Origin of the sequence: Hymenobacter sp. 5516J-16 (assembly GCF_022919335.1) — a bacterium.
GTDB lineage: Bacteria > Bacteroidota > Bacteroidia > Cytophagales > Hymenobacteraceae > Hymenobacter > Hymenobacter sublimis.
The window spans coordinates 2,167,065-2,190,718 of sequence record NZ_CP095058.1 but is presented as its reverse complement, the minus strand read 5'-3'; the positions used below and the strand labels follow the sequence as shown (position 1 = coordinate 2,190,718).

Here is a 23,654-nt window from a genome sequence, read left to right as displayed (position 1 = left end):
GCTAACAGCCACCAGCTAGTAGCTAAAAGCTAAATAATACCATGGCACACAAGAAAGGCGTAGGTAGCTCCAACAACGGCCGCGAATCAGAAGCAAAGCGTCTGGGCGTGAAAATCTTCGGCGGGCAAAGCATCATTGCCGGCAACATCATCGTGCGTCAGCGCGGCACCAAGCACCACCCCGGCCAGAACGTAGGTATCGGTAAAGACCACACCCTGTTCGCTATGATCGACGGTACGGTGCAGTTCCGCAAGGGCCGCAAAGACCGTTCATTTGTATCGGTACTGCCTGGTGTTGCTGAAGCCGCTGAGGTACACACGTCGGCTCCAGCTTCGGCTGAAGCGCACGACAACGCGTAACTTTCGGGATTAACTCGGAATTTTGAGCGAAGGGGACTGTCCGCAAGGGCTGTCCCTTTTTGCATTGTGCTAGCTGCAATCAAGGGCAACCCCAAGGAGTATAGGCTAAACCAACCTTGAGTAACTTGCAGATTACTACCCCACTAGCAGGGTAGGAACACTACCTGTGCGAGCTTCTCACGCTTAAGTAGGTGCGCCAAGCAGAACAGTACGTTCTATGAGTCCAACCGGCAGAAAACTCCAGGCGTCTAGAATTGCGTGACGGCGGAGTAGTTGAACTAAGAACGCAGCGGCTGTGGCTGCGGTAGCGTTAACAGGCAGTGCCTGTAGTGCAGCCCCGTACAGGTTCAAGAGGCAAATGGCTGCTCCAGTTACAGGTACGGACAAAAAGAAGCGTCCCGGCTGCCGTGGTGGCAACCGGGACGCTGTAGGTAGCGGGGACTGGACTCGAACCAGTGACCTTTGGGTTATGAGCCCAACGAGCTACCAACTGCTCCACCCCGCACTGTTTGGTAATACAAATGTACTAGGGTTTTTCGGATATGCCAGCCCAGGAAGTAGAATTAGCCCTAGTGGAGCTTCTTATAGTTGATAATCAGGGAGAAAAATTTATTTGGTAAGGCGACGAACTCCTGTGTAGGTACAGAATTTAGGCATATTCAACACTTCGTAGTAGCTCTACCGTACGGGTATCTGTTTTGTTCTACTTTCTCTTACCCTAATACTATGGCTCTTTTGTCATTACTCCCCTCCCTGCGGTGGGTGGCTCCGGTAGTAGCCGCCAGCGTTGCACTCGCGTCTTGCAATTCCTCCCAAACCTCTGAGTCAACCAATGCTGCCGCCACGGCCACTGACTCGATGAGTACCGCTCCGGCTACCGCCAACCCAGCTACGGCCGGGCCGCAGCCAGTGAAGCCTACGGGGCCGAAACCCGCGTGGGGCCCACTATTGCGCCAGAAATGCAGGCTGTTATTGAAACGTTGGCTAGCCTCGGTGGAAAACCTATCGAAACCTTATCGGCCCAGGAAGCCCGGCAGCAGCCTACCCCCGCTGATGCGGTAATGAAGCTGATGCGCGACAACAACATGCCAACGCCGCCCGTTACGGCCGACACGATGAGCCGGATGGTGATGCCGGGAGTGAAAGTGCGCATTTATACCCCCGCAATGCCAGCGGTACATTGCCGGTGGTGGTGTACTACCACGGCGGCGGCTGGGTAATTGCCAACCTCGATACTTACGATGCTTCCGTGCGGGGTCTCGTGGAAAAAACTGGTGCCATCTTCGTATCAGTGGCGTATCGGCAGGGGCCGGAGCATAAGTATCCCACTGCCCACAACGATTCCTTTGCGGCCTATCAGTGGGTGCTGAAAAATGCTGCCTCTTTCAAAGGCGACCCGCAGAAGGTGGCCGTAGTAGGCGAAAGCGCCGGTGGCAACCTGGCCGCGACCGTGAGTATGATGGCTCGCGATAAGAAAGTAATGCTGCCCAAGCATGAAGTGCTGGTGTACCCCATTGCTGGCTACGACCTAAACACACCTTCTTACCAGAAATATGCCCAGGCTAAGCCGCTAAACAAGCCCATGATGGCGTGGTTCTTTGAGAACTACCTGCGCGGGGCCGCCGACGGCAAGAGCCCCATGATTTCGCTGGTGAATGCTAATTTGAAGGGTCTGCCACCTACCACCATTATTACAGCCGAAATCGACCCGCTGATGAGCGATGGTAGCATGCTGGCTGATAAGATGAAGGCGGCGGGCGTACCCACCAAATACCAGAACTACGATGGCGTGACTCACGAGTTCTTTGGAATGGCTGCCGTAGTGCCCCAAGCGGGCCAGGCCCAGGATATGGCCGCCGCGGAACTAAAGAAAGCTCTGCAATAGGCAGGTAGCTTTAGAAATAAAAAGGCCCTTCGCTGCACGTAGTGAAGGGCCTTTTTATTTCATATAAATTTAGATCGGGCTCCACACGTTACTTGCTAAAGAACCCCAACTTCTTCTGCGCTCGAGTGATAAGGAGCTTGAGTTGTTAGAGTTAGCAGCTTAGAAACGACTGGTGATGCCGAAATGGATCTTGCCAGAGTTTAGGGCGAAGCGCTGCTGCTGGTCGCGGCCGAGGGCGTACACGAACTGAAACTGGCCGGCCCCTGTGCGAAAGCTCAGGCCGGCCCCAAGGCCCGTGGGCGTATCGTGGGGTAGGCGGGTAGCGGGTAGGTCGCGGCGCAGGTAGGCTTGGTCCACGAACAGAAACACGTAGGCATCGGGGCCGGTGAACTGGCGGAACTCGGCGGTACCCACCGCGTACTGGCTGGCATAATAGTTCAGCTCGTTGAAGCCCCGCAAGGTTGCCAGCCCGCCCAGCCTGAATAAGTCGTTGAGAAACAGGCGCTGGTTGACGAGGGCCTCGCCCCGCAGGCGGGTCAGCAGCACGCCGCCCTGCCCCACCCGGAAGTATCGCTCAACCCGCAGGCCGAGGCTTACCTGAGTGGAGCGCAGGGCCAACCCCGCATACAGGGCCTCATTAACATCAGGATTTTTGCTGATGCGCTTGGTACCGATGGAGGCCTGTCCGCTGGCTAGCAACCCGCGCCGCGGGAAATAAGGGTCGTCGAGGGTATTCCAGGAGTAGTCGAGGCCGTAAGAGGTGAAGCGGGAATCGATGTTTTCGGGTAATACCGTGGCCCGTTTGAGGGTAGTGTCAATCAGGCGGGAGCTACGCCACTCCACGAAAAAGGCGAGGCGGCCGGCCTGGGCCATGGGGTACACCAGCTGCAGGCGCGGCCGGGCCGTCAGGAACAAGTCGTTCTGCTTAAGTAAGTTAAACGATCCGTTCAGCTCCAGGGGCGTGCCGAAGAAAGCAGGATGCACGTACTGCGCATCCAGTAGCTGGGAGCTGGCATCGAGCTTGCGCCACTGCACGCCTACTCCCTTACCACCCCCGCCAATGTTGCGCAGGTTAATGGTCACGTCGCCGGTAACCTGGATGCGCTTCTGACCGATGCCGGGGTTGGGGTTCGGCAATACCCCCACAATGGCGTCAAATTGGTTGGCGGTCCGGTCTTCGAGCAGGAAAAAGACCCGCGCCCGCCCGCGAGCAAACCGCACCTCGGGCTCGGCTCTCAGGCGCAGGTAGGACAGCTGGCGTAGGCGGCGGGCGGCCTCCTGGATGCGCTGCTGGCTGAAAGGCTGGTTGGGCTCAATCTGCAGGTATTTGGTCAGGAAGCGGGCGCGGGTTTTGTTTTTGCCCACAATCTGCAAGGAGTCGAACACGATGGCAGGGCCGCGCCGCAGCACTACCCGGCCTTCCACATCAACGCCCCGCAAGGCCACCGAGTCGAGGCCGATGGTGGCAAAGGGGTAGCCCTGGTTTTCCGCCTCGTGCAGTACGTTTTCCTGGAGTTTGGCCCACTCCTGAGGCCGTAGCGGTTGCTCGTAAAATAGTTTCTCGCGGTAGCCGGCTCGGGTCAGGAGTCCGTCGCCGAGGTTGCCGTTGCGCAGGCGGGCCCAGCGGAATTTCTCGCCCACGTACAGCTGCACGCGCAGCGTATCGTGGTGCCAGCGCAGTTCATCGGCCGAGGCCGTCAGGTAGGAGTTGGCCTGCAGGGCTAGCACCAGGGTGCGCACCTCGCGCAGGGCGGCCAGCGAATCGGGAAGGGCGGAGCGGTAGCGGTAGGGGCGCACCACGGGGCGGTCGGCGGCTTCTACTGCCAGTTGCAGCACCACGGGCCGGGCCGGGCGGAGCGGGCCGGGGCAGCGCGCCGGCCAGAATCGGGGAGCAGGGCCGGCGGCGCGGCTTGCAGAGGGGGGCGGCCGGATTGAGCGGGGCCGTCTGCTGAGCCCACGCAGCCGCACCCGACCCGAGAGCCAGCAGTAGCAGCCAGAAAACCAAGACGCGGGCGTACATTTGCAGTTAGAAACGCGAAACGCCGCGTTTAATTTCCCGAAAGTACGGTAGCCCCGGGGTTAGTTCCGAAGGCTCTCATTTCCCGCGGGTTTTCAGCGGCTTTCTGCTTTGCGCCACTGTTGAGTCAGCCTATTGGGGTAGCAGCCTAGGTAGCATACGGCAAAGGCTGCCGCGCCGGAATGGAACGCGCGCCGGCTGGCATCCTGTTTTCACCTCACCGCCCTCTTCCTCGGCCTGCCCGGCACTACCGTTAGGGGCTGGGAGGTAGCCGCCGCTGGTGGGTTTCGTTTCTCATTCATGTCTGGTCTGTACCTTCATATACCGTTCTGCAAGCAAGCCTGCCACTACTGCGACTTCCATTTCAGTACGTCCATGGCCCTGAAAAGCCGCTTGGTGGAAGCCCTGACGCGGGAGCTGGCGTTGCGGCAGGACTATCTCGGGCCGGCGGCCGAACTCACGACTATTTACTTTGGTGGCGGTACTCCTTCTCTGCTGACGGCGGCTGAGCTAGACACGATTTTCGGGCTATTCACCAGCATTTCCGGGTGGCTTCCGATGCGGAAATTACCCTGGAGGCCAACCCTGATGACTTAACTTCGGCCAAGGTGCGGGAGTTGGCGGCCTCCCCCGTAAACCGCCTGAGCATTGGCCTGCAGAGCTTCCACGAGCCTCACCTGCGCCTCATGAACCGGGCTCATTCGGCCCAGGAGTCGAGGGCGGGCGTGCTGCGGGCCCAGGATGCTGGCTTCGAAAACATTTCCGTGGATTTAATTTACGGGGTGCCCGCGCCTACCCATGCGCTGTGGGAAGCGGATATGGCGGCGGCCTTTGCCCTGAACGTGCCCCATCTGTCCTGCTACGCCCTTACCATTGAGCCCGATACGGTGTTCGGGCGGCAGTTGAAGAAGGGCAAGTTCGCGGCCCCCCCGATGAGTTCGTGGCCCGGCAATTTGAAATGCTGCTTCTGGAAATGGCGCGCTATGGCTACCAACAGTACGAAATCAGCAACTTCTGCCGGCCCGGCCGCGAGTCGCGCCACAACTCGGCCTACTGGCGCGGGGTGCCCTACCTGGGCTGGGCCCGAGCGCCCACTCCTTCAACGGCTACAGCCGGCAGTACACGGTAGCTAATAATCCGCAGTACGTGGCGGCGGTGCTGGAACGAGGGAGGTGCCCGCCACCGTAGAAACGCTCAGCCCCAGGACCGCGCCAACGAGTACCTGATGACCAGCCTGCGCACAGCCCGGGGCTGCGACCTAGGCTACCTGCGCGACGACCTTGGCGTGGATGTGCTAACCCAACGCGCTGGCTACTTGCAGGAGTTGCAGGCCACTGGCCTCGCCACCCTAACCGGCACCGTACTACGCCTGACCGATGCTGGTAAGCTCCTAGCCGACCACATTACCCTGGAGCTATTTCAGGGGTAGGGCTGCCCCGGGCCGCATGAGGAAAGTGAGGAAGTAGCCGCGCCAGTGATACACTCCGGCCGGAAATCTGCTAATTTCCCGGCCTGCCCACTCTTTTTACAGTGACTGGTTTGCCGCCGTCCGCTGCAGCCGCGGTGCTGTTTGCTGCCGGGCCGGCGGCTGCCTTTGCTTAACTTCGTGATTATGAGAAGACTGATTGATGCCCTGGCCGACGACACGGATTTTTTTATCGAACAGGTGCAGATAACAGCCATTGTGTTCGATAACTCCGACGACGTTACTATCTGGGCTACCACCTACTTCGACCAGGAATCCCACTTTTTCCATTTGGGCCTACCTTTCCAGCAGCTCGACCTGTTGCTGCGCCTGGCTGGCGCCCGGGCCGAGGCCTTGCAGGAAGACGTGGCCGATGCCCTGGCTACCGTGCACGAGTGGCCCTGCCTGCTGGAATACACCACCGACGCCGACCCGCCCGTGCCCCTGCCCAACGTGGCCCTGAAGCTCTCCTGCACCTACCCAGCCGATGAGCCCTACGAGGAGGGCGAGGAAGGCGAAGAGGAAGAAACCTTCGACATCAGCATGGACGCCGAGAGCGAGGAAGCCGCCGAATACGAAGCCGGTCAGCCCCACAACATCTTTTACCTGGAAGGCGTGTTCCTGCGCGTGGAGCCGTAAAAGTGAACCAGTGCCTGAGTGCATTAGCTGTTCGAGCTGTGCGGAGCCGCGCTACAAGAAGGCATGACGCACCCAGTCACTCAGGCACCAACTCACCATCTCACCATCCCACCACTCCCCATATGTTCTACCTTTTGCCCGGGCTAGGGCCGATGAGCGGGTGTTCCGGAATCTGCTACCGCTCTTGCACGGGCCGGCGCAGGTGCTGCTCTGGCCCACGCCGGAACCCGACGAAACCCTACCCCACTACGCGGCCCGCATGGCGGCCCGTATCCCGCTGGAAGCGGAGGGGCTGTTGGTGGGAGTTTCCTTCGGTGGGGTAGTAGGTCTGGAAATCAACCGGTTGCGGCCCCGGTTGCGCACCGTGCTGATCAGCAGTATTCCCGATGCTAGCTGCTTGCCCCGCTGCTGCGCCTAATTCGGGCAACGCGGGTGTACCGGCTGTTTCCGCCGCAGTGGCTGAAGCTGTTTCCACGGGCCGGACAGTGGTATTTTGGCGTGAGAAATGGGGAAGAGTACCGTCTGTTCAAGCAGATTCTGCGCGACATGGAGCCCGTGTACACCCGCTGGGCCATTCACCGCCTCCTGCACTGGGACAGTACCCACGTCGGGCGCAGCGTCCAAATCCTGGGCACTCACGACCGGGTGTTTCCGCCCGGACCTACCCCCGTGGAGTACCTGATTCGCGGCGGCGGACACTTCATGGTGCTTAGTCACGCCGAGGAAATCAGCCGCATCCTGAACCGGTTGCTAGAGGAAAACAGGGCGCAAGTGTGCCCGTCGGCTGAGTTTCGCCCATTTCACTTGGCCCGCTGACGGTAGCTAAAGAAAGCCTCCCGTTGTCATGCCCAGTGCAGCAAGGAATCTGAATCAAGCAGGTCGAATGATTACCCTAGATGCCTCGCTACACCCGGAACGACGGCGGGAGGTGGCCGGCTCTTACCTGCATTTCTGTTCACTTTATTACGTTCCTTCATGCTAGCCACCTATCCTTACCAAGGCCGCTCGTTCGCCTTCGATCCGGCCGCGCCCCTGGATATTTCCCTGCCGCTGGCTCCGGGGAGCAGCAGGTAAACTGCTTCTGGGCCGAGCCGGTAGCGTTTGATATAATTCGGGTTGGGAATTTCGTGGGCAGCGTGGCCGAAGGAGGCAGCACCAACTACAAGCGGGTGCACCTCACGCCCCACGGCAACGGCACGCACACGGAGTGCTACGGCCATATTTCCCCTGACCCCCGCGCCACGCTGAACCGTTGCCTGCGCCACTTTCTGTTCGTAGCCCGGCTAGTATCGGTGCAGCCCCGCCCCCAGGCCAACGGCGACGAGGTAGTGCTGCTAGAAGATGTGCGCCGGGAGCTGGAGGGCGGGCCCGATGCCGCTGTACGTCCCGAAGCCCTAATTCTGCGCACCCTGCCCAACCACAAAAGCAAGCGTACCCGCCACTACTCCGGCACCAACCCCACTTACCTAGAGCCCGCCCTGGCCCACTACTTGGCTGGGCACCACATCGAGCACCTGCTACTGGATTTGCCCAGCGTGGACCGGGAAGAAGACGGCGGACAACTTCTGGCCCACCACGCCTTTTGGCAGTACCCCCACGCCACGCGCCAGGCAGCCACCATCACAGAACTGATTTTTGTGCCCGATGAGCTAGAAGACGGACTGTATCTGTTGAACCTGCAAGTCACGAGCTTGGAGCTAGATGCCAGCCCCAGCAAACCCATTCTCTACGCCCTGCGCTAGAGTAGATGGGCAGTGAAAGAACAGTAACAGCTTTTAATTCCAAGAAGGCCGTCATGCAGAGCGCAGCGAAGTATCTGGTGTGCTCAGGTTGCTAGGCTACCCCAACGATTCGAGCGAGATGCTTCGCTGCGCTCTGCATGACGGCCTTTCCATGTACTCGTCTACAGCCTACCAAAGCTAGTTACAAGCACTTCAAAACGTAAAACGGCTCCTGCTGAGGTAGCAGGAGCCGTTTTACGTTTTGAGCAACAAAGATTAGTTCAGCCACACGGTTAGCAGCATTTCAAAGCGGTGCGGGCCGTAGGCGTTGTAATAAGGAGCTTCGCCCTCAAAGCCGAGCACGTGCACCAGCGGTATGCCTTCCGTGCGCGAGTCAACTACGCGCACGGGGTAGAGGCGGCCTTCTTCAGGCCAGTCGCCAACGTGGTTGTAGGGGCGTTGGCCGGCATCAATGCAGCGGGCGTAATCAATGAAGGGCGCGTGACGCGTGGCTTCCGCCAGCGTTAGGTTGGCAACTTCGTACTTAGGCATAGATAAGTCAGTCTACGAAAAAACGGCCCCTAGGCAGCGTCAATTACGAGGTAACTGCCTGGGCTATTTAATGATAAGAGCTGCAACAACCAGCTCATGTGCTCTCAAAGGTACGGGCTCCGAGCGAGTTCCGCTACCAGTGTGGGGTTGTCTATCCAACGCCTACCACCCGCGGATTGTTCTGTGACGGGGTTGAAATACGGCGCCGGGCCGCAGAACCTTGCCATCATCCAAAAAGCTCTTTGATGAACTCAAAAAAGCAGGAACAGACCCGGGATTGGGCGATGAAAAACCGCTCCAAAAAAAGAGAAAAGGTTCTGACTTTTTTAAGTTTGGGAGCTATTGTTCAGGTTATTAGCGTATAGAAACAGCTTCGATAAGAAGCGGGTAGCAAGCAGCTTGATTTTTGTCGGCAAGTCTGCTGTATGAGTTATCGGAACCTACGATTCTACTACTGGTTCAAGGGCGCTAACTCCCGCCACGATGGTGGCCGTGTAGGTTTCCAGGGGTAAGCCCAACTGCTGTTGATAAGCGGCGGTTTGGTGGGCAATGAACTGCTCTACCTGGTCCGGGGCTACCAGGTTGATGGTGCAGCCACCGAAGCCGCCGCCCATCATGCGGGCCCGAACACGCCCGGCGCCTGCTGGGCCGCGGCCACCAGCACGTCCAACTCGCGGCAGCTTACCTGGTAATCGTCGCGCAGCCCGGCGTGAGAGGCGTACATCTGCTGGCCGAAGGCACGCAGGTCGCCGGCCAGTAAGTGCTGGCAGGCCGCTTCTACCCGTAGGTTTTCTTCTATTACGTAGCGGCAGCGCCGGTACACCACGTCGCCCAACGCAGCCCGGTGGGTTTGCACGTGCGCTAGCGTGGCATCGCGCAGGCTCAGCAGCTGGGGTAGTGCTCCCGCAGTACGGCCACGCCCTGCTCGCACTCCTGGCGGCGGGTGTTATACTCGGAGCTGGCCAACGAGTGCTTCACGCCGGAGTTACAGAGCACGACCTGGGCCGCGCGGGTATCGAAGGGGAAGTATTCGTAGTCCAGGGAGCGGCAGTCCAGGCGCACTACCTGCCCGTCTTGGCCGAACAAGCTAGCAAACTGGTCCATCAGCCCACACTGTACCAGGGCAAACTCGTGCTCGGCTTTCTGGGCCATGTGCGCCAGCGTCATCCGGTCCAGGTGGGTGTGCAGCAGCGTGTTCAGGGCAAAGGCCAGCCCGCACTCCACCGCCGCCGACGAGGACATGCCCGCCCCCATCGGAATAGTGCCCCCAAATACGCAGTCGAAGCCGGGCACGTCGACGCCCCGCTTCTGAAACTGCGCCACCACGCCTAGCAAGTAGTTGGCCCAGGGCGTATTGCTGCGCTGCACGTTGGCCGCCGCCACCGAAAACGTCTTCTGCAAGTCGTGAGCTACCAGCCGGATGGTATCAGTCTGGTTGAGCCCCACGGCAAAGCAAATTTCCTTGTCAACGGCCGCCGGCAGCACGTAGCCCGCGTTGTAGTCGGTGTGCTCCCCAATCAGGTTTACCCGACCAGGCGCGCGCACCAGCAGCGGCTCGTGCTGAAAATGTTGACGGAAAGAAGCGGCAATAGCGGAGGCTAAGAGCATGACGAAGAACAGCTTAAGTAGAAGTTCGGAGAAACATAGGCGTCGGCTGCCGGCAACGTGGCGGCGCGACGTAGGGTAGTGGTACGAGAGATAGTCAACTTTCGCTGTTCCGTAGGGCGCCTCGGCTGTACCCACCTAAACGCAAACCTTCGCTGGCCTAGAGCTTAAACTGAAAGCTAACTTTCACCCGAAGGTGCGGGCCCCAGGCGAGTTGCGGTAGGTGAGACGGTGCAGAAAATCAACCCGAGCAACCTTGAAGATATTCTCGACCCCGTAGCCCACCTCCGCGTAAGGCAGGCGACCCAGGGGCCGGAAGGAGGGCAGGGGGCCGCCGTTCACTGGGTCTTCCTGGGGATAATGCGCCGGTTAGCCTCCCGGACGCTACCCCACAGCACGTTGCCGGTGGCTACCAACCGCCAGTTCAGCTGCTTTACGGCCGGAATGGAGTTGAGTAGAAACCCTTCGAAATGGTTCTCGGCCCGGAAGGATACGTACTGGTCGCTCACGAACTCAAAGTAGCGCATCAGGTTAAAAGCCCCCGCGTTGTAGAACGGCGACTGATTACCAAGGTGGGTTTTGAGCACCGGATACGGCACCGTGCTAGGGATGTAGCCCGCATCGAGGCGGTAATCGGTGCGGCCGAGCTGGCCCAGCCGGATGCTCTGGTCGACGAGCAGGTTGAGCTTGTGGTAGCGAAAGTCGGAGCCCAGCACTTTGTCAACACCCAGGGTATAGCGCACCGTAAACACCGGCCACCGCTTGAGCCCGATGGCCGTGCGGCGGTTCTGGTTGTTTTCCACCAGCACCTCGTCGCGGGCGTAGCGTGACTCCAGCACAATCTCCGACAGGTCGAAGTGGTCGTTGGTGGGGGCGCCGGGCCGGGGCTCCTGGGTGTAGTAGGCAAATGGGTACAGGGCCGGAACTGCTGGTGGCGCAGCAGCACGCGCTGGGTAAAGCCCCGAAACAGGTCTGATTGCAGGGCTACCGTGGTCAGGTCGCGGCGCAGCGGCCGGCTGCTGCTGATGTCGCCCAGGCGGGCCGAGGCCTCAAACAGCGGATTTTCTAGGGCGTAGTCGTTGTCGAGCAGGGCTACCTGGTCCAGGTCTTGGCGATGCTCAAAGTTGGCTACCGTCCAGTGGCGGCGGTCCAGTACCCGCTGCACCCGCAGGCCATACTTGAAGCGCCCGTCGCGGGTGCCGTAGGCCAGGTAGGTGCGCAGCAGCCAGTCGCGGCTCAGCTCCGGCGTCGTCCGGAACCCTACCCGGAAGCGGTGGCCTTCAATGCTGTTAAAGCTGTACGCCGTCAGAATTGGCCCTAAGTCTACCTTGCCCGCCCGGTAGTACCCATTCACGGCCACATCCGCCACTTCCAGCAGGGAACGAACCGCCGGCAGCTGGCGCACGGAGTCCAGCACCTGCAGGGTGGCAGCTTCCTCCCGGCTCAGCGAGTCGGGCCGGTTCTGCTCGAAAAAGTTCTTGGGCACATCGAAGGCCGAAGCCAGGGTTTCCAGGGGCCGGTCGTAGAAGGGGAGGGCTTGGGCTGATTCACCACGAAGCCGGAGTTGACCGTGACAAAGCGGGCCATTACCCCAGTGCTGCCCTTGGTCGGCTTAATGCCGATAACTACGCGGGTGCGGCGGGGCAGCTCCGGACCCCCGGCGGGGTAGGCGTCATTTCCTGGTACACCCGCACCTGCTCCACAAAGTTTAGGTTGGCTTCGGGGCTAACGGCCAGGTCCAGTTGGCGCAGGGCGTAGGTGGAGGAGCTGATCCAGATGGTGCCGGTAAACGCCAGGTCCTGGGGCGGCGGGGCGCTACCCCAATCTTATAGCAGAAGTCCTGGCCCACCATCACCGAGTCCTGCAGCTCATACTCGTAGGTGAACTTCCAACCATCGGCAATGGGCGAAATAAAGTCCTTGCCTAGGAGCTGCTGCCAGTTGCGGTAAAAGTCCCAGTCCTGAAACGAAGAGCCCATAATCTGCGACACCACCGAGCCCTCGCGCGGGGCCGCGCCCCGCATTTGGGTCTGGCGAATTTCCTCGCGCCTCCGCAGGGGTTCGTTGTTCTGGTAAAAGCGCGACAACACCTCGGAGGCGAAGATGGGCACCACCGGCTTGCCGTTAGCATCCCGGGCCACGCCCAGGCTGTCGGCTACCTGGGTCATCTGGCGCAGCAGCTTACGGCGGCTGAGCTGGCTGGGTAGGTTATTGAGCGATACTTCGGTGCGGTTGTAGCTTTCGAATTCGAAAGAACGAAGGAAACGTTTGTCGTTCTGAGGTTTATGCTGCTGCACCCGGCGCAGAATAGCGTAGGCCGGATTTTCCCGGGCCGCACCACTACCTCACCCAACGACACGCTACCGTTACCCAAACTGAAGTTGATGGTCTGGTGGTCGGGGCTAGCGGCCGCCTTTTTTTTCTGGGGCGCAAAGCCAATGGCGGAGGCTATCAGCGTGTCGACTGGCCCGGTTAAGGTGAGCTGGTAGCGGCCGTTGTCATCGGCGGTAGCGCCCTGGCTGGTGCCCCGCACAAACACCGAGGCAAACGGCACGGGCTGGCCCGTAGCCGCCTCCGTGACCCGCCCGCTGAATATCACCCGCTGGGCCCAGGCCACCGGTGCCCCCACCAGAAGCAGGAGCAGACAGAGCAGCGAAGACACGACTTTCATACGATACACTATATACGGGCAGTTGGACGCAGGTTCGGTAACAAGATACTGGTTAGCCGCTCAGCAAAAGCCACTCGCCCCAGAAACTTACCCAACCAGCGCCCCGGCTACCCCAAACAGAAGGGCACCTAGCTATAAGCCAGATGCCCGCAGTGCTAGTTCAGGCAGAATGAAAAAAGAGCAGAGCGGCCCCGGTGGGCTACCCCTGCTACTTCGGGCATTCTTCCCGGGTCAGGGTTTCGTTGATGCTGATGGCGGCGGCGCTACCCTCCGCGGCAGCCAGAATAGCTTGTTGCGTGCCTGGGTAGTGTCGCCGGCTGCGTAGAGGCCCCGCACGGTGGTCTGCTGCTTTTTATCCACCCAAATGGCGCCTTTGCTCGTGAGCCGGCAGCCGATTTTTTCGGCCAGCGGGGTGCGTTGGTGCTGGTGAGCATGCACGAATACGGCCGCCCGCGCCAGCTTCTCCCCCGACGCAAACACAATGTGCTGCAACTCTCCTGTAGGCGTGCCTTCCAGCCGCACGACGGGCTCCTCGCGCACCTGAATTTTCTGCTGGCGCAGGCGGCGGCGGGCGTTTTCCGTCAAGAACCCCGGCCCGTCGATGCAGGCCACCACGTCCTTGCTCCAGCGGCTGACCAGCAACGCCAAGCCGGTTACCATTTTGGCCCGGCCGTACACGGCCAGAGGCTGGTCGCGCACTTCCCAGCCGTGGCAGTAGGGGCAGTGTAGCACGCCCCGGCCCCACAACTCACGCATACCGTCGATGGGCGGCAGTTCGTCCTCCACGCCGGTAGCCAGCAGCACCTTGCGCGCCGTCAGGGTAGACTTACGCCCGGTTGGGCCTTCCAGGGTCAACTCAAACACGTGTTCCAGGGCCACTATTTCCACCACGCGGGCCTCCCTGATTTCTACTGAGTTGTAAGGGGTCAACTGCTCTCGTCCCAGCCCAAGTAGGTCGGCGGGTAGGGTACCGTCGCGGGTGAAGAAGCCCTGGACGGCGGGCGAAGGAGCATTGCGCGGAGAGCCCCCATCCAGCACGACTACCTTGCGCAGGCAGCGGCCCAGCACCAGCGCAGCGCTGAGGCCCGCGCTGCCCGCCCCCACAATAGCAACGTCGACGTCAGTAAGTGGTTGGGCAAGGGGCGGTGGCGGGCAGGACGAGGGGTTGGCATAGTTAACTGGGTTTTCCGTCTGCCTATACCAAGAATCCCCATCAGAAGTTAGGTTGAGCCTACTACTGCTACCTCACCAATAAGCAAAAAGCCGCTTCCCAACAGGGAAGCGGCTTTTCATGGTTGTAAGGCGAAGCTAGATTACTCTTTCACTAGACGCTTAGTGAAGCTCTGGCCGTTGCCTTTAATGGTAATAAAGTAGCTACCCTGGGGCAGGCCGTGGAGGTTAATAACCTCCGTAGTGCCACCTTGCTGGGAAAGCGTCCGTACCGTGCGGCCCGCCAAGTCGGTTACGATTACCTGATAAGTGCCCGCAGCCAGCGTAGACAGGTTCAGGCGGGTAGGCGTAGCGGCCGAAGTTGGGTTCGGGAACACTGTTACTTCCGTGATAGCGCCAAAGCGAACCAGTTGTACTGCCGTGAGCGAGGCGGTACCATCGGTATCCACCTGACGCAGGCGGTAGTACACCGTGCCCTGGGCTTTGTTGCCTGCCTTGGCATCCACGAAGCTATAGGTGTGCGCCGTGGGGTAGTGCCGTGGCCTTTGACCGTGCCAATGGCCTCAAAGTTGGTACCATCGAAGCTACGCTCCACCGTGAAGTGGTCGTTGTTCAACTCCTGAGCCGTAGCCCAGGTCAGCTTAGCATCTTGGCCAGCCGCTTGGGCTGTGAAGCTTACCAGTGTTACGGGCAAGGGTATTGCTTAATAACAATGTTAACTATTTGCGTGGTCAAGCCGCCGGTAGCATCCGCCGTTCTTACTTCCACCGGATAGGTACCGCTGCGCAACAAGAGTCGATTGGTCACGGTAAACTGGCCAGTGCTGCTGTTCAGGCCCACCCCTGCGGGCAACGTAGAGTTATTCAGGACGGCATTGGAAATAGGACCATCAACGTCAGTTACATTGGCTAGGGCATAGCCATCCGAGTAAGTTCCGCTCGGTTCGGGAGTGGTAGCATATACCGATTCTGTTTCGAACAGAGTAACACCTACGTTAAGAGTCGATTTGCCACCGGTTGCGTCTAATGTGTTTACCGTGAAGGAGTAGTTGCCAAGTGTTAAAGCGCTAGTATTACTAACCATGAATTGGCCAGTAATAGAATTCAGCGTGGTGCCTGCGGGCAAACTGCCGGAGGAAAGCGCCGCCGATGTGAGGGCTCCATCTTGGTCTGTTACTGTCGCCAGAGAGCTGTTAGCAGTCAAAGCATCTACGTTGTAGGCTTGCACGTTCGAATAAGCGGCCTCTATGTCATCCCTAACCGTAATAGTTACGGGAACATTAGTTGAACTACCTCCAACTGCGTCGGTGGTAGTTACGGTATATGTGTAGGTGCCAGCGAAAGGAACGGAGGTAGAAGTAGTGGTAAACTGACCAGTGGTGGTATTGAAATTCATGCCGGTCCCCAATGTGCCCGTTACACGGGCGGCACTGGTAATGGCTGCATCGGGGTCAGTTACCGTAGCCAGCGTAGCACCGGCAGTAAGTGCATCTCGGTTGTAAACGTTGTTGGTAGAGTAAACAGCGACAGCATCAGTACCTATAATCTTAATGGTCACAGGGATGCTGTTGGTAGTGCCGCTACCGTTAGCAGCGCCCGAAGTAGTAACCGTAAAAGTATAAGTGCCAGCTGCTGGCGGCGAGTTCTTATTGTCGTTTAGGGCTACGAAGCTTCCAGCTGGGAAAGTAATCTGATTGCTGCCGTTTCCGACAGTAGTTGTGGTTGAGTAAAATACTAGTCCGGCTGGCAAAGCGCCCGTTAGCGTAGCGTTAGTAATTGTACCATCAGGGTCAGTAACGGATGCTAATATCTGGTTATTGGTTACGGCACCGCGCTGATACGTATTGGGTGAGGAGTACACTGCCGGCCGGTCGCCCACCGTAATGGTATAGTTAGCTAAGGCACTAACACCACCGAACCCGTCGGCAGCCGTATAGCGCAAAGTTCCTGAGTTACCAGTTGCCGCTCCCGTAGCTACTGCTTTAAATTCCAGGCTGGCTGCTTCTGCGCCATTCAGCGTCACGTTGTCAGTGCCACTTAGGTTCGTGCGAATACCATCCCGTACAAACGATACGGTTCCGAAACCGATATTAGCAATGCTGGATCCGTCAATTGTATAGGTGAGGGCATCATTATCCGGGTCAGTGCCAGTTAGGGCTGGCAGAGCAGTAAATACGGCCGAATTGCGGGTTACTGTAGCCGATTTGGCTTGGGCTGTAGGTGCTTGATTTGTAGTTGTGGTTACCCGGGCCGCTAGCAGAGAGCCGTTGTTATCCGATGGGTCCGAATCGTCCGTATCAATGGTGCTGCTTGCTGTGCCTGCTATAGTAGTAGAAGGCATATTGAACCGAATAGTGGAGGTGCTGATAGCGCCTACGGCCAAATTAGGAATTGTAGCCAGCGTGAGCAGGCCTGTAGTATTATCGTAGCTGCTGCCAGCTGGAAACACGGGGTTTTGCGAGTTTAGGCCTGCGCTCAGTTGCACCTGTGGGCGCACCCCAGTGGCGGCGTAGTCGCCGGAGGCAGTAGTAGTTACCGTATAAGTTACCTGGGAGCCCGGAAGAGCCCGGGCCGGCCCGCTGAGGGTAGTAGCAACGTTAGCCTGTGTGCACCAAGTAATATAATCAATACCAATGTATTGAATTCCTGGATCCGCAATTGCAAAGCGGTTCTCATAGGTAATAACGAAGCGAGTGATGGGTTTGTTGAAAGTAACGGTGACGGTACCATTCTGCTCAACATCTGGGTTTTGCCGAGCGCCCAGAATCGTATTATTGGTCCGGGAAGTGTAATCAGGGTTGTTTAGCAGCACAGTAGCATCCGCCGTAGCGTTCATGTTTAACAGAACACCGTTGGCTTGATATGCGTCGAAGGTTACCGCGTCAATAAAGTCTGTGGTATTGCGGTCAACATCATTCAGGCGAATGGAGAGGTTATTTACTGGCCGGTTGAAATAGTACGTAATCTGGGTGGTGGTATTGCTCTGGGTCGTATAGTTCGTAGACCAGAACAACTGCTGCCCCGCGCCGCCTACGTTATTGGCTGCTCCAACAGCCAACGTAGTTTCCGCTCCGCCAGTCGGCTCCACGTAAGTGCCGGCCGTGCTGATAGTAGTGTTGTTAGGTGCTCCCCCAATAATTACTGGATTCAAATTCTTCCAGTTTTCGCCAGCCGTTCTTTGGCCAAAATCCAGCGTGGTAGTTACTGCACACGTAGCCGTCGGTCGAGCAAATATCGGACGGACAGCCGGCTTATTTACTACAGGTAGTTGAGGAGTATCCACTGTTTCCTCAATGCGTACCTCTTGAGCAGTAGCGGTGAAGCTACCCAAGGGTAACAGCGCTAACCCAAGAAGCAGTAGGTGTAGTCGTGTTTTCATTTATGAAAGAAAGAATGTAACTATTGAGTAAGAAAACTTGCCGATGGGTAGGTTAAAGTCCTATTAACTGAATGGCAAACGTCTCAAAATTACATCTTTCTATTCCCTAATTGAAAAATTGTACAAACAAACACGTAAAGATAACATAAGATGCAAGTAGGATATTAATCATAATACTGATAATCAGGTGTTTGCTTATAAATGTAGATGAAACCCAATTTGAGACAGGCATCTAGTATAGCACAAAATAGCTGCGTGCTAACAGCCATACACAACAACAGGCCGCCCCGAATACCGGAACGGCCTGCTATTATGAAAAGAGCCTACTTGCTATTCCTTGCTAAACCGCAGGGTAGTAACAGCGCCTTGAGTTGATTGCACACGTACGAAGTAGACCCCAGTGGGCCAGTTTTGTACAGGCAGTTCCAGTGTTTGTTTACCAAGAGCCGTTGTTGTGTAGACTAAGCGGCCTGTGGCATCTAATACCTGCACCTGGTAGCTACCTTCAGTCTGATTGCGCAGATCAAGGGTAGCTCGAGTAGTGGCCGGGCTGGGATATACGGCCACGTCAACTGACGCTTTCGGGAAGGTAACGATCCGTACCTCCGTGCGGGTTGCGGTGCCATCAGTATCTACCTGCCGCAGGCGGTAGTAGCCAACTGAGCTAGTAGCCACTCGGCTTACGCCGCGGTCCATGAAGCTATAGGTGTGCGCCTGGCAGTAGTACCCTGGCCCTTCACTTCCCCAATTGCCTGGAAGTTCACCGCATCAAAACTGCGCTCCACCACGAAGTGGTCGTTATTCAGCTCCTGCGACGTAGCCCAAGTGATTTTAGCATCCTGACCAGCCGCCTGGGCCGTGAAGCTTACCAGCGTTACAGGCAGCGGACGGGCACCAATGGTGAAGGTAACCGGGGCCGTGTTAGTACCGCCATTGATGTCGGTAGTGGTTACGTTTACCGTGTACGACTGGGCCGAGGTAACGGGCAGCAGCAGACGAGCGTTGCTCACGAAGATGCGGCCCGTAATCGGGTCTAGGCTTACCCCCGCCGGCAGAGTGCCGGAAGCTAGGACTGCATTAGTACCCGTGGTAGGCAGACCGTTAACTGCACCGGTTTGCAGCAAGCCGGTCGCTGGGTCATAGATAACGCCGGCACTGTTGTATACAGCTGTATTCAGGTCCGTAATCTGCGCCAGCACATCACCATTGACGTAAGGATTCGCGCCGCCTTTGCTGTCATTGAAGACAGTATAGGCTGAACTGAGATCCTGAGCTACCGGGATGGTATACAAAGCTGCCGGGGATACCAAACCACCATTGTCGGTGGCCGTGTACGTGAAGAATGCATTACCCACAAAGTTGGGAGCCGGTACGTAGCTGAGCTTCGTGGGGTCCGTAACTAGACCAGCCGCGGTGGTAGCAACTACGCCGTTGTAGTACAGGGTGCCCGAAGTCGGAAGCGACGTGATGGTGTACGAGACAATAGATCCGCCTGCATCCGTGGCGTTCAGCGGGGAAATAGCCAGCGGCGTGGCCGAGGTGTTGCCCCGAACGCTTTGCAAGGTGTTCCACACGTTTTGAGCTACCGGCGCAATGTTGAGCGGAGTAGTGGTCAACTGGTCCGTGTTGGGCAGCGAGTTAGCGTCTTCACCAGCCGAAGTTACCGATGCAGAAAGCAGCAGGTTGCCCGTCGCAGGCATCGGCAGCGAGAAGGAGTGCACTACTGCATTCGCCACCCCAGCCGGCAGGCTAGTAATAGCGCTGAAGGTTAGAGTACCCGAACCAGTGTTATAGGTAGCTACCGGCGTCGAGCCGCTCGTGAACGTGATAGTCGAGCCTGAGAGCGTGCCCGTCAGACCATCTACCTGCAGGTTGGCAACCGTTAGGGCCGAGGGCAAGATAACCGTCTGGGTAGTGGGAGTCGAAGCAGCCGACGGACCATTGTTAAGCGTAGTTACCGAGTACGTGTTGATAGTGCCGGGAGTAGCCGTGGTGGGGCCTTCCAGGCTGGTCGTCACGTCGAAGCTGTTGTTAACGGTAACGCTGCTGTTAGCGCGGTTGACGCCCGCGCCGCTTTCGGAAGTAGCCGAAGCTATTTCGGAAATTACTACCAACTGACCGCTGCCCACCGGAGCCGGGAACGACACGGTGTAGCTGTCACTAGCAGCATTCACGGCCAAGCTAGCGAGCGGAGCGAAGGTCAAGAGGCCCGTTGTTACGTCGTAGGTGGCGCCGGAAGCCGGGCCGCTGCTGAACGTAATTACGTTACCGGACAAAGTACCCGTTACCCCGCCTACCTGGAGCGTACCAGCCGACAGACCGGTGGGCAGGTTAACCGTACGTACTACGCTAGTGGCTGTGCTGCCCGCCTGGTTTCGGTAAGCAACAATGTACGTGACGGTGGAACCCGCAAGCACCGAGGTAGGTGCACCATTCAGGGAAACGCTGGTTACCAAATCTGCCGTTTCCGTTGTAGTGGGAGCAATGCTGGTAGTCAGAGCCACTCTGTTATTGCTAGCTACTACATCGGTGGTGGCGCTGCTCACGCTAGCAACTGGCGTGAGCGAGCCACCCGTGGGGTTGGGCATGGTAAAAGTCACGTAGTTTACTACGCTGCCACCTGTGGCCAGCGTAGGCGCCGTGGCGAAGGTGAGCAGGCCTGATCCAGTGTCATAGCTGGCAGTGCTGGTGCCAATGCCGGGACCTACTTGCACGTTGGTTAGGTTAGCGGGCAGCTGCAGGGTAGCGAAGGCGTTGCTGGCCGTGGTGGGGCCGTTGTTCGTCATCGTCACAACGTAGGTGACCGGGTTGCCGATTACAGCCGTTTCTGGACCGTTGATGCTCACAGTCAAGTCAGCATTAGCCGTTACCGCCGTCAGTAGGTTGGCTGAGTTGTTGGTGCTCACGCCATCAGCGGTTACGCTGTTAATGGCGCTAATAACCGGGAAGTTCTGGCCAGGAGCCGTGAACGTTACGGTGTACGCTTGTACCGCGCCGGCGGCGTCGAAGGCTACGTCGGGAAGGTTACCAGGCCCGTCGTGCTGTTGTAGGTCGCGCCAGTTACGGCAGCGCCGTTCGCGTCCGTAACGATTACGCCGTTGAGGCCGGCAGGCAGCTGGGCAGTTTCCTTCACCGTGGTAGCAGTAGTAGCGCCGGTGTTGGCGAACCGTACTACATAGGACACTGGTAGGCCGGCCACCGTCGTGCTGGGGCCGCTGATGGTCGTAGTTACCTCGGGGTAGTACGCACCTTCACGGTTACCGAAGCTACGTTATCAGCCGGTACGTTGTCGCTCAGGTTTGATGTCACCGAAGCCGTAGCCACCATCTGGCCATCGTTGCCAACGGTAGGGGGGTAACCACGGTGAAGGTGGGGAACGTGTTTGTGTTACCGCTGGCTTGGTTGGTCAGCGTGCCGTAGGTCAACACACCCGTCGCTACACTATAGGTAGCCGTGCTACCAAAGGTGATAATAGCTGTTGCTCCCGAACCTGATGCAACGCCGTTGGCACCGGTAACGCTCAGGTTGGCCGTGGTCAGACCGGGCAGCAACTGCACGCGCTGTACTACGCCCGTGGTTGAGGTGGGGCCATTGTTAGTAGCCGTTACGGTGTACGTAACCGCCGTTCCAGCTGCCACTACCGTCTGGTTCGCCGTGATAGTCGTCGATTCGTTGGCGAGCGAAGTGGTAGCGCCCGTCAACGTCAGGTTGGTGCTTGTGGCGCTGTTCAGGTACGCGACGTTGTTGTTCGTAACAGTTTCCGTACCGGAGGTGGTGCTCACCGTGGCCGAAGGCGCAAACGGGGTAGTTGGGGCCAGGAAGCTGATGCTATTGGTTACCGTCTGGCTGGCGGGCAGGTTGTTCAGGGTCGGGAAAGTAACCACCCCGTTGCCGCTGTTGTAGGTGCCGCCGTTGGTGATGTACAGGCCACTCAGGCCGGTAGGGAGCTGCACCACTTGCGCGGCCGTAGCAGCCGTGTTGGCGCCGTTGTTAGTCGTCGTGACGTAAAACGTAACTGGTGAGCCAGCAATGGCCGAAGTCGGACCGCTGAGCGTCGTTGTCAGGTCGAAGGCCGTACCTATCGTGGCGTAATCCACGTTGTTGGCCGTGCGGCCTGCTTCGTTGGTCGTCGTCGTCACCCGAGCCGTAGCTGTTACCGGCGCCGAGGAACTGCTCAGAGTGTACGTGATGGTAGGAGCAAAAGAGCCGCCGTTAGCCAAGGTGGTAGCGGCCGCAGGGAAGGTCACCAGACCCGTTGCGTTATCGTAGCTGCCGCTGTTGCTGGGGGTTACCGTGTTCCCGGTACCAGTAGTCAGGCCGGCCGGCAACTGTACGGTGTACACTACTCCGGCCGCATCTTGCGGACCGTTGTTGCTGAAGCTCACGTTAAACGTGCCGGTAGTGGCACCAGCTACCACGGGGCAGCCGTAATGCTGGCCGTTACATCGGCAGCCGTTACCGTGCTCAGTGTCAGCGAAGCGTTGTTAGGTGCAGCATTCGCGCCCTCCGCCGTGGCGGCGCTGGTGCTGGCCGTTACAGCCAGGGTGGTGCTGATGGCAGTTGGAGCCGTGAAGGCAAACGATACGGTGCTCGTGGCGTTATCGGCTAGTGAAGCAACCGAGCCGAAGTTGATGACGCGCGTTGTGGGGTCGTAGCTGGCAGTTGAGTAAGCATTCTGGATGGCTGTCAGCTGATCGGAAGAAAGCGAGGCCCCAACCGGTAAGGTTACCGTGCGGCCTACCGTGGTAGCAGTGCTGGGGCCGAGGTTGGTAAAGGTAGCCGTGTACGCGCCCGTGGGCTGGCCGGCGTAAAGCGTGGTCGGACCAGTGATGCTCACCGTGACGTCGGCAATCGGCGTCACCGTATACGACACGCTAGCTGCATCCAGCGCCGAGTTAGCTCCTTGGCTGGTAGTAGTGGATGTGTTGCTGGTTACAGCCAGAGTGTTGCCGCTGGCGGCTGCCGAAGGCGTAATGGTGAAGTTGTAGCTCACCGTACCAGTTGAACCGGCCGCCACGTTGGTACCGGCTGGGAAAGTAATCGTCCAACCGGCCGCCTCATTACCGCTCACGGTACCAGTCGGAGCCGATACCGCCGAAACCGTGTTAGCTGGAATCGTGACGGTGCGCGTGGTGCTAGCTGCTACGGAAGGACCATTGTTGGTAAACGTAGCCGTGTAGTTGCCCGACACCTGGCCGGTAGCCAAGCTACCTGGACCGGTAATCGTAGTAGTTACATCCGCAACAGGGGTAACAGCAGTGGTTTCCGTATCAGTATCAGCTGCAACGTTGAGGCCTTGGCTGGTGGGGGTGCTGGTATTGCTGGTAACAACAACGTTAGCCACGGGTAATGGCGTTAGGTTGAAGCTGTAGCTAACCGAGCTGCCCGAAGCTACGTCACTTCCGGCTGGGAAGGTAATCGTCCAGCCGCCCGTTTGGCTACCAGTTACGGTACCACTTGGAGTCGACACCGCCGAAGCCGTATTACCCGGAATCGTGACGGTGCGCGTGGTGCTAACCGCCGCCGAAGGACCGTTGTTGGTGAACGTGGCCGTGTAGTTGCCGGATACTTGACCAGCTGCCAAACTAGCTGGCGCCGTCAGGGTTGTTGTTACGTCGGCTACTGCACCGACGGTGCGAGTTACAGTAGCGGTGTTGGCAGCGGTATTAGCGCCTTCATTAGTGGTGGTGCTCGTGCTGCTAGTTACAGCTATGTCCTGACCGCTGGTAAGCGGGCCGGGCGTCAGGGTAAAGTTGTAGCTTACTGCGCCACCTGCGCCAGCTGCCACGTTAGTGCCGGCCGGATAAGTAATCGTCCAGCCTGCCGCTTGGCTGCCAGTTACGGCACCAGTTGGGGCCGATACAGCCGAGGCCCGGTTAGCCGGAATGCTAACCGTACGCGTGGTGCTGGCGGCTACATCGGGGCCGTTGTTAGTGAACGTGGCCGTGTAGTTACCCGAAACCTGACCAGCGCTCAACGAGCCAGGAGCAGTGATTGAGGTCGTTACATCGGCTTGAGTGCACCAGGAAATCTGTTCAATACCAATGGTTTGCAGGCGCGTGGGGTTGGCAGCTCCAGTGGCCGTAAGATTAGACGTATTAAGGTTACGAAAGAACATCGTGACCGTACGCACAGGTTCAGCAAACGTGACAGTTACGTTACCGGCTCTGTTTGGTGTAGTAGTAGTACCGTT

26 protein-coding genes, 1 tRNA gene and 1 pseudogene are annotated in these 23,654 nt (G+C 58.4%); 10 read left to right on the top strand and 18 right to left on the bottom strand.

Annotated elements, in window-relative coordinates; genetic code table 11:
• Positions 1-41: 41 nt before the first annotated feature.
• A complete protein-coding gene (rpmA, locus tag MUN84_RS10905) occupies positions 42-359 on the top strand; it encodes a 50S ribosomal protein L27 (RefSeq protein WP_244698374.1) in 318 nt (105 codons plus the stop codon).
• 432 nt (positions 360-791) lie between these two features.
• Here the strand turns inward: rpmA and MUN84_RS10900 are convergent.
• Positions 792-864: transfer RNA gene (locus MUN84_RS10900), tRNA-Met, on the bottom strand.
• Between the two features lie 430 nt (positions 865-1,294).
• Between MUN84_RS10900 and MUN84_RS10895 the strand changes: the two genes are divergently transcribed.
• A complete protein-coding gene (locus MUN84_RS10895; RefSeq protein WP_244698372.1) occupies positions 1,295-1,579 on the top strand; it encodes a hypothetical protein in 285 nt (94 codons plus the stop codon).
• Positions 1,546-2,244, top strand: a complete 699-nt coding sequence (locus MUN84_RS10890) for an alpha/beta hydrolase (protein ID WP_244698370.1) — start codon at positions 1,546-1,548, stop codon at positions 2,242-2,244. The genes MUN84_RS10895 and MUN84_RS10890 overlap by 34 nt, the downstream gene beginning before the upstream one ends.
• 159 nt (positions 2,245-2,403) lie before the next feature.
• On the opposite strand, the gene MUN84_RS10885 is transcribed toward MUN84_RS10890, so the two are convergent.
• Entirely contained in the window at positions 2,404-4,083 is a 1,680-nt protein-coding gene (locus MUN84_RS10885) for a BamA/TamA family outer membrane protein (protein ID WP_244698367.1), read from the bottom strand.
• A 553-nt stretch (positions 4,084-4,636) separates the two neighbouring features.
• Between MUN84_RS10885 and MUN84_RS23780 the strand changes: the two genes are divergently transcribed.
• From MUN84_RS23780 to MUN84_RS10860, 7 genes are all read left to right on the top strand, one after another.
• Positions 4,637-4,858 (top strand): hypothetical protein, encoded by a 222-nt coding sequence (locus MUN84_RS23780; RefSeq protein ID WP_317239181.1) that lies wholly within the window; start codon positions 4,637-4,639, stop codon positions 4,856-4,858.
• Positions 4,810-5,394 (top strand): radical SAM protein, encoded by a 585-nt coding sequence (locus MUN84_RS23775; protein WP_317239180.1) that lies wholly within the window; start codon positions 4,810-4,812, stop codon positions 5,392-5,394. Before MUN84_RS23780 ends, MUN84_RS23775 begins: the two co-directional genes overlap by 49 nt.
• Before the next feature lie 92 nt (positions 5,395-5,486).
• Positions 5,487-5,690: a hypothetical protein gene (locus MUN84_RS23770; protein ID WP_317239179.1), complete on the top strand. Its 204-nt coding sequence runs from the start codon at positions 5,487-5,489 to the stop codon at positions 5,688-5,690.
• A gap of 183 nt (positions 5,691-5,873) precedes the next feature.
• Positions 5,874-6,365 carry a hypothetical protein gene (locus MUN84_RS10875; RefSeq protein ID WP_244698364.1) on the top strand — a complete coding sequence of 164 codons (492 nt, stop codon included), beginning with the start codon at positions 5,874-5,876 and terminating at the stop codon, positions 6,363-6,365.
• 160 nt (positions 6,366-6,525) lie between these two features.
• Positions 6,526-6,783: a hypothetical protein gene (locus tag MUN84_RS10870; protein WP_244698359.1), complete on the top strand. Its 258-nt coding sequence runs from the start codon at positions 6,526-6,528 to the stop codon at positions 6,781-6,783.
• 14 nt (positions 6,784-6,797) lie between these two features.
• The gene (locus tag MUN84_RS10865; RefSeq protein ID WP_244698356.1) at positions 6,798-7,181 is read left to right on the top strand and encodes a hypothetical protein; all 384 of its coding nucleotides are present in this window, start codon (positions 6,798-6,800) and stop codon (positions 7,179-7,181) included.
• Between the two features lie 320 nt (positions 7,182-7,501).
• On the top strand, positions 7,502-8,107 hold the full coding sequence (locus tag MUN84_RS10860) for a cyclase family protein (RefSeq protein WP_244698353.1): 606 nt from the start codon (positions 7,502-7,504) through the stop codon (positions 8,105-8,107).
• A 255-nt stretch (positions 8,108-8,362) separates the two neighbouring features.
• On the opposite strand, the gene MUN84_RS10855 is transcribed toward MUN84_RS10860, so the two are convergent.
• The 16 genes and pseudogenes from MUN84_RS10855 to MUN84_RS10780 form a co-directional block, all read right to left on the bottom strand.
• Positions 8,363-8,638: a hypothetical protein gene (locus tag MUN84_RS10855; RefSeq protein ID WP_244698351.1), complete on the bottom strand. Its 276-nt coding sequence runs from the start codon at positions 8,636-8,638 to the stop codon at positions 8,363-8,365.
• 440 nt (positions 8,639-9,078) lie between these two features.
• Complete coding sequence (locus tag MUN84_RS10850) at positions 9,079-9,255, bottom strand: hypothetical protein (RefSeq protein WP_244698348.1); 177 nt, start codon at positions 9,253-9,255, stop codon at positions 9,079-9,081.
• On the bottom strand, positions 9,252-9,494 hold the full coding sequence (locus MUN84_RS10845) for a hypothetical protein (protein ID WP_244698332.1): 243 nt from the start codon (positions 9,492-9,494) through the stop codon (positions 9,252-9,254). The genes MUN84_RS10850 and MUN84_RS10845 overlap by 4 nt, the downstream gene beginning before the upstream one ends.
• 26 nt (positions 9,495-9,520) lie before the next feature.
• Positions 9,521-10,246: a galactokinase gene (locus MUN84_RS10840; RefSeq protein ID WP_244698329.1), complete on the bottom strand. Its 726-nt coding sequence runs from the start codon at positions 10,244-10,246 to the stop codon at positions 9,521-9,523.
• A gap of 183 nt (positions 10,247-10,429) precedes the next feature.
• Positions 10,430-10,585, bottom strand: a complete 156-nt coding sequence (locus MUN84_RS10835; RefSeq protein ID WP_244698327.1) for a hypothetical protein — start codon at positions 10,583-10,585, stop codon at positions 10,430-10,432.
• Complete coding sequence (locus MUN84_RS10830; RefSeq protein ID WP_244698828.1) at positions 10,582-10,986, bottom strand: DUF5686 family protein; 405 nt, start codon at positions 10,984-10,986, stop codon at positions 10,582-10,584. Before MUN84_RS10830 ends, MUN84_RS10835 begins: the two co-directional genes overlap by 4 nt.
• Before the next feature lie 965 nt (positions 10,987-11,951).
• On the bottom strand, positions 11,952-12,539 hold the full coding sequence (locus MUN84_RS10825; protein ID WP_244698324.1) for a DUF5686 family protein: 588 nt from the start codon (positions 12,537-12,539) through the stop codon (positions 11,952-11,954).
• Positions 12,540-12,589: 50 nt separating this feature from the next.
• A pseudogene (locus MUN84_RS10820) lies at positions 12,590-12,913 on the bottom strand (carboxypeptidase-like regulatory domain-containing protein); the annotation flags it as partial.
• Positions 12,914-13,144: 231 nt separating this feature from the next.
• Positions 13,145-14,017, bottom strand: coding sequence for an NAD(P)/FAD-dependent oxidoreductase (locus MUN84_RS10815; RefSeq protein WP_244698322.1), 873 nt, complete (start codon positions 14,015-14,017; stop codon positions 13,145-13,147).
• A gap of 209 nt (positions 14,018-14,226) precedes the next feature.
• Positions 14,227-14,589: a T9SS type A sorting domain-containing protein gene (locus MUN84_RS10810; protein WP_244698319.1), complete on the bottom strand. Its 363-nt coding sequence runs from the start codon at positions 14,587-14,589 to the stop codon at positions 14,227-14,229.
• Between the two features lie 178 nt (positions 14,590-14,767).
• Entirely contained in the window at positions 14,768-17,233 is a 2,466-nt protein-coding gene (locus MUN84_RS10805; RefSeq protein WP_244698316.1) for a beta strand repeat-containing protein, read from the bottom strand.
• Positions 17,234-17,791: 558 nt separating this feature from the next.
• Positions 17,792-18,157, bottom strand: a complete 366-nt coding sequence (locus MUN84_RS10800) for a T9SS type A sorting domain-containing protein (protein ID WP_244698313.1) — start codon at positions 18,155-18,157, stop codon at positions 17,792-17,794.
• Positions 18,142-20,367, bottom strand: a complete 2,226-nt coding sequence (locus tag MUN84_RS10795; RefSeq protein ID WP_244698310.1) for a beta strand repeat-containing protein — start codon at positions 20,365-20,367, stop codon at positions 18,142-18,144. The genes MUN84_RS10800 and MUN84_RS10795 overlap by 16 nt, the downstream gene beginning before the upstream one ends.
• A 104-nt stretch (positions 20,368-20,471) precedes the next feature.
• Entirely contained in the window at positions 20,472-20,645 is a 174-nt protein-coding gene (locus tag MUN84_RS10790) for a hypothetical protein (RefSeq protein ID WP_244698307.1), read from the bottom strand.
• A gap of 121 nt (positions 20,646-20,766) precedes the next feature.
• Positions 20,767-21,879: a hypothetical protein gene (locus tag MUN84_RS10785; RefSeq protein WP_244698306.1), complete on the bottom strand. Its 1,113-nt coding sequence runs from the start codon at positions 21,877-21,879 to the stop codon at positions 20,767-20,769.
• The gene (locus tag MUN84_RS10780) at positions 21,873-23,594 is read right to left on the bottom strand and encodes a beta strand repeat-containing protein (RefSeq protein WP_244698303.1); all 1,722 of its coding nucleotides are present in this window, start codon (positions 23,592-23,594) and stop codon (positions 21,873-21,875) included. The genes MUN84_RS10785 and MUN84_RS10780 overlap by 7 nt, the downstream gene beginning before the upstream one ends.
• Between the last annotated feature and the right edge of the window lie 60 nt (positions 23,595-23,654).